This is a genomic window from Flavobacterium sp. (assembly GCF_035760125.1).
GTDB lineage: Bacteria > Bacteroidota > Bacteroidia > Flavobacteriales > Flavobacteriaceae > Flavobacterium.
The window spans coordinates 1-9002 of record NZ_DASTTN010000212.1 but is presented as its reverse complement, the minus strand read 5'-3'; the positions used below and the strand labels follow the sequence as shown (position 1 = coordinate 9002).

11 protein-coding genes are annotated in these 9002 nt (G+C 35.7%); 5 read left to right on the top strand and 6 right to left on the bottom strand.

The window, feature by feature from the left end; genetic code table 11:
- From VFS71_RS07875 to VFS71_RS07865, 3 genes are all read left to right on the top strand, one after another.
- The coding region (locus VFS71_RS07875) for a hypothetical protein (RefSeq protein ID WP_326400380.1) at positions 1–190 on the top strand (190 nt) is incomplete at its 5' end.
- Between the two features lie 13 nt (positions 191–203).
- Complete coding sequence (locus VFS71_RS07870) at positions 204–1553, top strand: DEAD/DEAH box helicase (RefSeq protein ID WP_326400379.1); 1350 nt, start codon at positions 204–206, stop codon at positions 1551–1553.
- Between the two features lie 181 nt (positions 1554–1734).
- Complete coding sequence (locus tag VFS71_RS07865) at positions 1735–2175, top strand: hypothetical protein (RefSeq protein WP_326400377.1); 441 nt, start codon at positions 1735–1737, stop codon at positions 2173–2175.
- A 73-nt stretch (positions 2176–2248) separates the two neighbouring features.
- Here VFS71_RS07865 and VFS71_RS07860 read toward each other — a convergent pair whose 3' ends face one another.
- The 5 genes from VFS71_RS07860 to VFS71_RS07840 form a co-directional block, all read right to left on the bottom strand.
- Positions 2249–2827, bottom strand: a complete 579-nt coding sequence (locus VFS71_RS07860) for a PhnA domain-containing protein (RefSeq protein WP_326400376.1) — start codon at positions 2825–2827, stop codon at positions 2249–2251.
- Between the two features lie 87 nt (positions 2828–2914).
- Positions 2915–3412, bottom strand: coding sequence for a GNAT family N-acetyltransferase (locus tag VFS71_RS07855; RefSeq protein WP_326400375.1), 498 nt, complete (start codon positions 3410–3412; stop codon positions 2915–2917).
- 66 nt (positions 3413–3478) lie between these two features.
- On the bottom strand, positions 3479–3943 hold the full coding sequence (gene coaD, locus VFS71_RS07850) for a pantetheine-phosphate adenylyltransferase (RefSeq protein WP_326400374.1): 465 nt from the start codon (positions 3941–3943) through the stop codon (positions 3479–3481).
- A 6-nt stretch (positions 3944–3949) separates the two neighbouring features.
- The gene (locus tag VFS71_RS07845; protein ID WP_111408876.1) at positions 3950–4522 is read right to left on the bottom strand and encodes a TMEM175 family protein; all 573 of its coding nucleotides are present in this window, start codon (positions 4520–4522) and stop codon (positions 3950–3952) included.
- Positions 4523–4558: 36 nt separating this feature from the next.
- Positions 4559–5530 carry a D-alanine--D-alanine ligase gene (locus tag VFS71_RS07840; RefSeq protein ID WP_326400372.1) on the bottom strand — a complete coding sequence of 324 codons (972 nt, stop codon included), beginning with the start codon at positions 5528–5530 and terminating at the stop codon, positions 4559–4561.
- Between the two features lie 293 nt (positions 5531–5823).
- Here VFS71_RS07840 and VFS71_RS07835 point away from each other — a divergent pair, with 293 nt between their 5' ends.
- Both VFS71_RS07835 and VFS71_RS07830 read left to right on the top strand, forming a co-directional pair.
- Positions 5824–6444 carry a PASTA domain-containing protein gene (locus tag VFS71_RS07835; protein WP_326400371.1) on the top strand — a complete coding sequence of 207 codons (621 nt, stop codon included), beginning with the start codon at positions 5824–5826 and terminating at the stop codon, positions 6442–6444.
- On the top strand, positions 6434–7474 hold the full coding sequence (locus VFS71_RS07830) for an RluA family pseudouridine synthase (RefSeq protein ID WP_326400370.1): 1041 nt from the start codon (positions 6434–6436) through the stop codon (positions 7472–7474). The genes VFS71_RS07835 and VFS71_RS07830 overlap by 11 nt, the downstream gene beginning before the upstream one ends.
- 52 nt (positions 7475–7526) lie before the next feature.
- Here VFS71_RS07830 and VFS71_RS07825 read toward each other — a convergent pair whose 3' ends face one another.
- Positions 7527–8768, bottom strand: a complete 1242-nt coding sequence (locus VFS71_RS07825; protein WP_326400369.1) for an ATP-binding cassette domain-containing protein — start codon at positions 8766–8768, stop codon at positions 7527–7529.
- Positions 8769–9002 lie beyond the last annotated feature (234 nt).

Here is a 9002-nt window from a genome sequence, read left to right as displayed (position 1 = left end):
CCGTTACAATCTTTTTGTTTTTAAAGAAAAAACAAAAAGGATTTTCACTTCTATCGGGGCTAAAGGGAGATATTTTGCTTTTTTATTATCATTTCAAAAAATAACCCCAGAATTGCTAGCCATAAAAACTATGCAATTCTGCGATAGAAAATGGGCGATTTCAGTATTGAAAACAGAGTGTTATTTTTGACTACCTTTGCAAAATGAATAAGAAACACCATTCCAACAATATATTATTGAATTTAGGTATCGAAAGCCTAAATGAAATGCAAGAAGTTGCACAAGATGTCATTCTAAATGACAATAATGTTTTACTACTTTCTCCAACAGGTTCTGGGAAAACATTGGCATTTTTATTGCCAATTTTCGAAATGTTACAACCCGAAATTCTATCCGTTCAATGTTTGATTCTAGTTCCATCAAGAGAATTGGGATTGCAAATTGAACAGGTTTGGAAGAAAATGGGAACTGATTACAAAGTGAATGTGTGCTACGGCGGGCATTCCATTGATACAGAAATTAAAAACTTAAGCAATCCACCAGCTGTTTTGATAGGAACTCCGGGTAGAATCGCAGATCATATCGACAGAGGCACTTTTCGATTAGACAAAATCCAAACTTTGATTTTGGATGAGTTTGACAAATCGTTGCAGTTAGGTTTCCACGAACAAATGTCTTTCATTATTGGTAAACTGAGTAAACTAAACAAACGTGTTTTGGTTTCAGCTACATCGGATATTGAAATTCCAAAATACACTCGAGTTGTGAATCCTACGATTTTGGATTTTATCCCAACCGAAGAGGAACAAGAAAGTAACTTGGCTACCAAAATGGTTGTTTCGAAAGAAAAAGACAAACTAGGAAGTTTGTTTAATTTGATTTGTTCTTTAAAATCCCAGCAGGCAATTGTTTTTTGCAATCATCGTGATGCTGCAGAGCGTATAAGCGATACCTTGAACGAAAAAGGAATTTATGCCACTTATTATCATGGTGGAATGGATCAGGACGAGCGAGAAAGAGCTTTAATTCAATTCCGTAACGGAAGTATGAGTTATTTAATCACCACCGATCTCGCCGCGCGTGGTTTGGATATTCCTGAAATGAAGCATGTAATTCACTATCATCTGCCTTTGAAAGAAGATGAGTTTACTCATAGAAATGGGCGTACTGCCCGTATGTTGGCTTCGGGAACTGCTTATGTGATTGCTCATGAGAGTGAGAAAAAAATGGAATATCTGGATTACGGCATGGAAGTGTTCAATGTGGAAAATGTAATCACACTGCCAAAACCGCCCGAGTTTCAAACCATTTATATTAGCGGCGGAAAGAAAAACAAACTCAATAAAATTGACATCGTAGGTTTCTTTTCCCAAAAAGGGAAACTGGAAAAAGGAGATTTGGGATTAATTGAAGTGAAAGATTTTATCTCGTTTGCTGCAGTGAAATTCAATAAGGTCAAAGATTTATTGCATCATGTAAAAGATGAAAAAATGAAAGGCAAGAAATTCAAAATTGAAGTGGCAAGGAAGGTTATTAAAAAAGAAGAGGAGTAATTTTCTGCTTTTTAAAACCCAGAATTTCAAAATCTTGTGAGTTGTAGTGTTAATTTACAAACAAAAAAAATAAATTACTGTTGATAAAAACATAATAATACAAAGGAGTTGTTTCTTTTTATTATTATGTTTGCTAACAAATACTTACCTATCAAGTATATCATTAAACCCCAAATAAATTATGAAAAAAATTATTGCGATTGCTGTTTTGTTTATTAGTTCTATTGGCTTTAGCCAAATTAAAGTTGTTGAAACTGTGCCAGTTGAGAAATTGGGAAGAGTAAATAATAGTTTTTATGTTCAAAAAATTGGAGATGACTTCACCTTTTTTTACACAACTGTGCAAAGTGAAGATGAAGAGGCCGCTTTGAAGGCTTTTACTTTTAAAAACGTTGATAATGCTTACCAAAGTCTTTATGGTATCATATCAAAAGGATTTACTTCTAGCCCCTTGAATGACGTGAAATTGGAATTGCCTAATAATTATGTTTGGTTGCATTATATTGCAAGTTCTGATAAAACAACTGTACAGTTTATGGTTTCAAGCAAAGATGCAACTTCTACTCATATTTCTGAGCCATTATCAAAAGAGCAAGTTGAAAAATTATTTCAAAAAAGCTAATTGAATATAAGCATTATAAAACAAAAACGTCCCGATTTATTGGGACGTTTTTTTGTTTTTATGAAAACCGAAATTATATTTTCTTAACGTATTGAGTGATAATCACAATTTGTTGTCCATCTACTTTTCCTTCAATGTATTCTGCATTTTCGTGATCCAAACGGATGTTACGTACCGAAGTTCCTTGTTTGGCCACCATGCTCGATCCTTTTACTTTTAGATCTTTGATCAACACAACAGAATCCCCATGAGTTAAAATCACGCCATTTACATCGCGGTGTATGATTTTATTTTCATCATCTTCTCCTTCTCCTGTGGCTTGTGCCCATTCCAGTGTGTCTTCGTCAAGATACATTTGTTCCAAAAGTTCTTGTGGCCAACCATTTTTGCGCAAACGGCTTAACATTCTCCAAGCGACAACTTGAACAGGAATGTGTTCGCTCCACATACTGTCATTCAAACATCTCCAGTGGTTTAGGTCTTCATGACCTGGATTTTCAATTTGGTCGATACAAGTAGGGCAAGCAAAAATGCTTTCGTCTAATCCTCCTTTTTTGGTAGGCAGTACTTGGTACTCTTTTAGGTTTTCGGTGGCAGCACATAATTCACATTGTGAACCACTGCGTTTATTTAATTCTCTTTCGAAGCTCATTATAAAGTGTGTGTTATTTTAGATTGCAAAATTACGGTTAAATGGCAGGTTTTGCAAGTTTATGTTTTTGGTTGTTAGTTGAATTTATTAGTTGTCCTGTAAGTCTTTAAACATTATGTAAGTGTCTACAAGTCCTAAATCTTTATGTCTAAAACCTTTTGGTGTTGTTCCTATAATCTTAAACCCGTACTTCTTCCAAAGTTCTACCGCATTTGTATTTGTGCTTACAACAATATTAAACTGAATTCCTAAGTATCCTTTGTCCTTAGCAAACTTTATTGAATGTTCACATAAAATCTTTCCTATTCCTTTGCCGTGATATTTTGGGTTTACCATATAACCGCAATTTGCAATGTGGTCACCTAAGTCAATTTGATTAGGCTTGATAATATAAGTGCCCAATATTTCGTCATTGTCGTCTATCGCAACGAAAGTGTCCATATTGTCAGCAAACCAATTTTTATGTAATGTGTCTTTAGGTGTCTTTGGATCAAAAACATAAGTATCACCTGTTGAAATAACATCTGTAAAAATATCCCAAACTTTGTCGTAATCTTTTTTTTCGTCTGCTATTCTTATATTCATTCTAAGTCTTTTTTATTGATGCTTGGCGTGTTTGATGGTCGGTCGAAAAATTAGCGCTAGCGAATATTACTTATGCAATTTAACCCTTACCGCCTCTGGAACCAGCATTTCGTATTCACCATGATTTCTGATAACATCCCTTACAATGCTAGAGCTTATATAGGAAGTTCGGGCTGCGGTCAATAAAAAGACAGTTTCTATTTTGGATAATCTTCGGTTGGTGTGGGCGATAGCTTTTTCGAATTCGAAATCGGCTGGATTGCGAAGTCCTCTTAGTATAAAATCGGCTTTGATTTTATGGCATAAGTCAATCGTTAAACCTTCGTAAGTGATAACGGTAACTTTGGGCTCGTTTTTGAATGTTTCCTCAATGAAACGTTTTCTTTCCTCGAGGCTGAACATGTATTTTTTTTCGGCATTAACGCCAATGGCAATTACAATTTCATCAAAAAGCGAAATGCCTCTTTTGATAATATCTTCGTGTCCCAAAGTGATAGGGTCAAACGATCCCGGGAATATGGCTTTTTTCATTTCAATTTAATTTAGTTGTTTTTCAATTCTTGAATCTGGAACAATCCAAAGCATCGCTACTGCAATATAAAGTAAACCAGAAATCCAAGGCGAGACAAAAGCTAAGGGAATTGCCAAAAGATACGCTAATGCTGATATTTTACCTTTTAAGTCCTTTTCGACTGCGCGGTGCAAAATTGAATCTTTACCTTCTAATTTTATGATTTTATTTTGGAGTAAATTATAAGCTATAGCACACATCAATAAAACAAAACCATAAATACTCATAGGTGTTGCTGCAAAATGATGCTCTCCGATCCAACTTGTTGCAAACGGAATCAAGGACAGCCAAAAGAGTAAAAAAAGATTGCCCCACAAAATAGAGCCATTCACTTTTTTAACCACTTGAAACATATGATGATGGTTATTCCAATAAATCCCAACGTATATAAAACTCAAAACATAGCTTAAGAAAACTGGAATCAAGTGTTTTAAGGATTCAAAGCTATCTTCTTCGGGTGCTTTTATTTCTAAAACCATTATGGTAATGATAATGGCTAAGACGCCATCGCTAAAGGCTTCAATTCTGGTTTTATTCATTGTTTTTGGTTTAAAGAATCTTAGCGACTCAGTAACTTAATTAATTGCCAACTCAATAGCATTGGTAAACAAATCTTCCAGTGAAATTCCGGCTGCTTTGGCTTGTTGCGGAATCAAACTTTCGGTGGTAAGGCCAGGAATAGTGTTCATTTCGAGCATGTGTGGTTCGCCGTCTACAATGATGAATTCGCTTCGAGAGAATCCTTTCATTTTTAGAACTTCATAGGCGCGTTTTGCAATTTCTCCCACTTTTTGAGTCATTTCATCCGAAAGTCTTGCGGGCGTAATTTCCTGTGATTTACCTTGGTATTTAGCTTCATAATCGAAGAAATCATTTTCAGAGATAATTTCGGTTATTGGTAAAACGGTAACGGTTCCTTTGTAGTTGATGACTCCAACAGAAACTTCGGTTCCGTCAAGGAAACTTTCTATGATGATTTCGTTGTCTTCTTTGTAGGCTACTTCGATGGCGATAGGCAATTCGGCAGCGGTTTTTACTTTTGAAATTCCGAAGCTAGAACCAGCTTTGTTTGGTTTTACAAAACATGGCAAACCTAATTTTTGTACAATTTCCTCCGTGTTGATAACGTCGCCTTTGTTTAGGTAATAGGAATTAGCTGTTTTGATTCCGTATGGTTTCAATACCGACAATAAATCACGTTTGTTGAAGGTTAACGCTGCTTGGTAATAATCGCAGGCGGTTTGTGGAATGTTTAGTAATTCGAAATAAGCTTGCATCAATCCATCTTCACCCGGAGTTCCATGAATGGCGTTGAAAACGCAATCGAAAGTTTGCTTGGTTCCGTTTATGTTTACCGAAAAATCATTTCTGTCTATTGGAAATTCGGCATCATTGGCATCAACATATACCCATTTTTCTTTAAAAATATGGATGCGGAAAGCATTGTATTTGGTTTTGTCCAGAAACTGGTAAACTACGTTTCCGCTAATTAGTGAAATCTGGTATTCGCTTGAATAGCCGCCCATGATGATGGCAATGTTTTTCATATTTTTCTTGATTTTGGCACAAATTACATGAATTACACGATTTTTTTAAAGTGCAATTGTAATACTGTGATTTTAATTTTTTAATTCTAAATGTTGTTTTGAAAACTAATTCCCTAGCCCCGATAGCAGTGGAAATCCTTTTTATTTTTCCTTTAAAAATAAAAAGATTGCAACGAATAGCGGGAAATAGCTCCTTGCCTTGAATGATGCTTGGAAAGGCAAATACTATTAAACAAAATTATCATTTTTTTTGAAACGAAATAGCTTTATCTTTGCGGGAAATAAAAATATTTATGAGCTTAAAAAAATATCTTACGAGTCGTGTATTTTTCGGACAGGTGTTGATTGCACTTGCCATTATTGCAGTTTTGGGTTATTTATTCATGCATTGGTTGACATTTACAACCGATCATGGTCATGAAATTGCAGTTCCTGATTTGAGAAAATTGACAGAGGAACAAGTGGAGGATAAGCTGGATGAATTGGATTTGGATTATGAACTGTTGGACAGTGTAGATTTTAGGGGAGATTATCCAAAATACAGTGTAGTGGAGCAGGATCCTATGCCTGGAACAAAGGTGAAAGTAGGTAGAAAAGTATATATTAAGATTAATTCATCTGGGTTTTCGTCTGTTCGAATTCCGGATTTGATTGACAAAACGTATCGTGAAGCAGTGCCAACACTTAAGGCATTGGGACTTGAAGCGGGAACTATTACATATGTTCCTAATTTAGGAAAAGACATGGTCTTGGAAATGCGTTATAAAGGCAGAAATGTGAAAGTAGGGGACAGAGTCTTGAAAGCATCTAAAATTGATTTGGTTTTGGGAGACGGAAAAGAGAGTTATCAAGAAGAAGCAGTGGACAGTACAGCTACTCCACCAGCACAAGAAACAACAACAAATGAACAATAATATTGAAACGATAGAGGATTTAGACGAAGAGTTATTTGAGCATTACAGGTTTGAGGTTCCGAAAGGGCAGGCCATTTTGCGAATTGACAAATACTTGATGGGTTTGATTCCAAATGCAACACGAAATAAAATTCAGAACGCAGCCACCGAAGGGAATATTTTTGTAAATGATGCGACTGTAAAGTCCAATTATAAAGTAAAACCTTTTGATGTGGTTCAGGTTATGTTATCACATCCGCCTTTTGAAAATAGAGTAGATCCAGAGGATATTCCGCTTGATATTGTTTATGAAGATGAGGCACTTTTACTAATCAATAAGCCACCTGGATTGGTAGTACATCCCGGTCATGGGAATTATACAGGAACACTTGTGAATGCATTGGCGTTTCATTTTGAGAATTTGCCAATGAACAGCAGCGAGCGTCCCGGATTGGTTCATAGAATCGACAAAGATACTTCGGGATTGTTGGTTATTGCCAAAACTGAAGCAGCGATGACGCATTTGGCGAAACAATTTGAAGCCAAAACATCCGAAAGAGAATATATTGCATTGGTTTGGGGTAATGTTACCGAAGAGCAAGGAACCATTGAAGGGAACTTGGCGAGACATTTGAAAGACCGCATGCAGATGGCTGTTTTTGCCGATCCTGAAATAGGAAAACCTGCTATAACACATTATAAAGTTTTGGAGCGTTTTGGGTATGTGACTTTGATTTCATGTCGATTGGAAACAGGAAGAACACACCAGATTCGTGCGCATTTGAAGCATATTGGCCATCCACTTTTTAATGATGAGCGTTATGGTGGTCATTTGATTTTGAAAGGGACTACATTTACGAAATACAAACAATTTATCGAAAATTGTTTCAAAGCCTTGCCACGTCAGGCATTGCACGCCAAAACACTTGGTTTTGTACATCCAAATACTGGAGAAATGATGCGTTTTGACACAGAATTGCCTCAGGATTTTAAGGATTGTATCGAAAAATGGAGAGGATATTCGAAATCACATCATGCCGAAGAAGATTAAAGATAGAATATAAAAGCCCCGCATTTTGCGGGGCTTTTTTTATGGATTACGATTACTTTATTTCAGTTCCTAAATGATGTTTTATCACTCCTTTAGAACCTGTTTGGCTTGGGGTTAATTCCAAAACGGAATCCGGGGAAAGACTCGGCTCCATTCGGTGGGAAACGAATAGGATAGCTATATTGGTTTCTTTTTTTATCAAATTGATAAGTTGTGTTACCAATGCTATATTTTGGTCATCCAAACCTTCAAGAGGTTCGTCCAGAATCAATAGGGGAGGATGCTTAATAACTGCTCGGGCGATAAGAGCAACTCTTTGTTGTCCGATAGAAAGGCGTTTGAAAATTTTGTTTTTTAGATGGCTCATTTGAATCGCTTCTAGCCATTGTGTTGCTATTTTTCGCTGTAAGGTTGTGGGTTCTGTGTATAATCCGATGGAATCGAAGAATCCGGAGAGAATCATTTCTTCCAGACTATAACTTTTATTGAACAAGTCGGTCATGGCCGTGTTGAAAAAACCGATTTGTTTCTTGATTTCCCAGACACTTTCGCCACTTCCTTTTTTTCTACCAAAGAGTTCGACATCTTGACCGTAACCTTTGGGATTGTCACCTGAAATTAGGGACAGTAAAGTGCTTTTTCCGGAACCGTTTGGTCCAATAAGATGCCAAAAATCACCTTGTTTTATAGTCCAGGACAGTGAATCTATAATTGGTCTATCATCGTAGGAAACGGATATAGAATTCATTTTTATAAGAACACCGTCATTGAAAACTTCTTTGTGAATCGGTATTTTATGGCTGCCATTTTCTAATGAATTATTTTCGATTGTATTTATGGATTTCAAGTCAAATGAATTATCTGATATGTGTGCTTTATTGGCAATAAAAGGAAATAAATCAGTAGTTCGATTTACCAATTGAATAATACGAACAGAACTTGAGATAGCCTCAATAGCCATAGCTAATTCAATTCGGGAATTATGGTCCAAATGATCCATAGGATTGTCTAGAATGATATAGTCAGGATTTTTTTTGAGGCAATATTTTAAAAACTCCTTTTTTCGCTCTCCAGATGAAAAGGTGCGTAGGTTTCGGTTGGATTCGGCAGTAGCTTCAATGGATTCATATTGGTATTCTTCTTCAATTAATTTTTGAATGGAAATGTCTGAATACAGGATTCCTTTTAGTGTATTGAAAACCGATAATTCCCCCTGAATTTCTCCAGATAATAAAGTGTTTATAAAGGTTTTTTTGTCAACTTGATTGGATAGAAGGATGTCCCAATGTTTCATTTTGTTACTATTGAATAAGAAAAATAAAATTTGGTGAAATTAGACATTATAATGCAAATTTAAAATTGGTAGAGTTATAAATTTAGTTTTAAATATCTTTTCTTTTATAAAAAAAAGCCCCGAAATTGGGGCTTAGAATTATTTTGAATAAAAGTTGTATTAAAGTTCTTTATCTACAGTTTCAGGCTCTTCTATTTTTTCTGTTTCTTCAATTTGGGCAACTGTTTCTTCCAA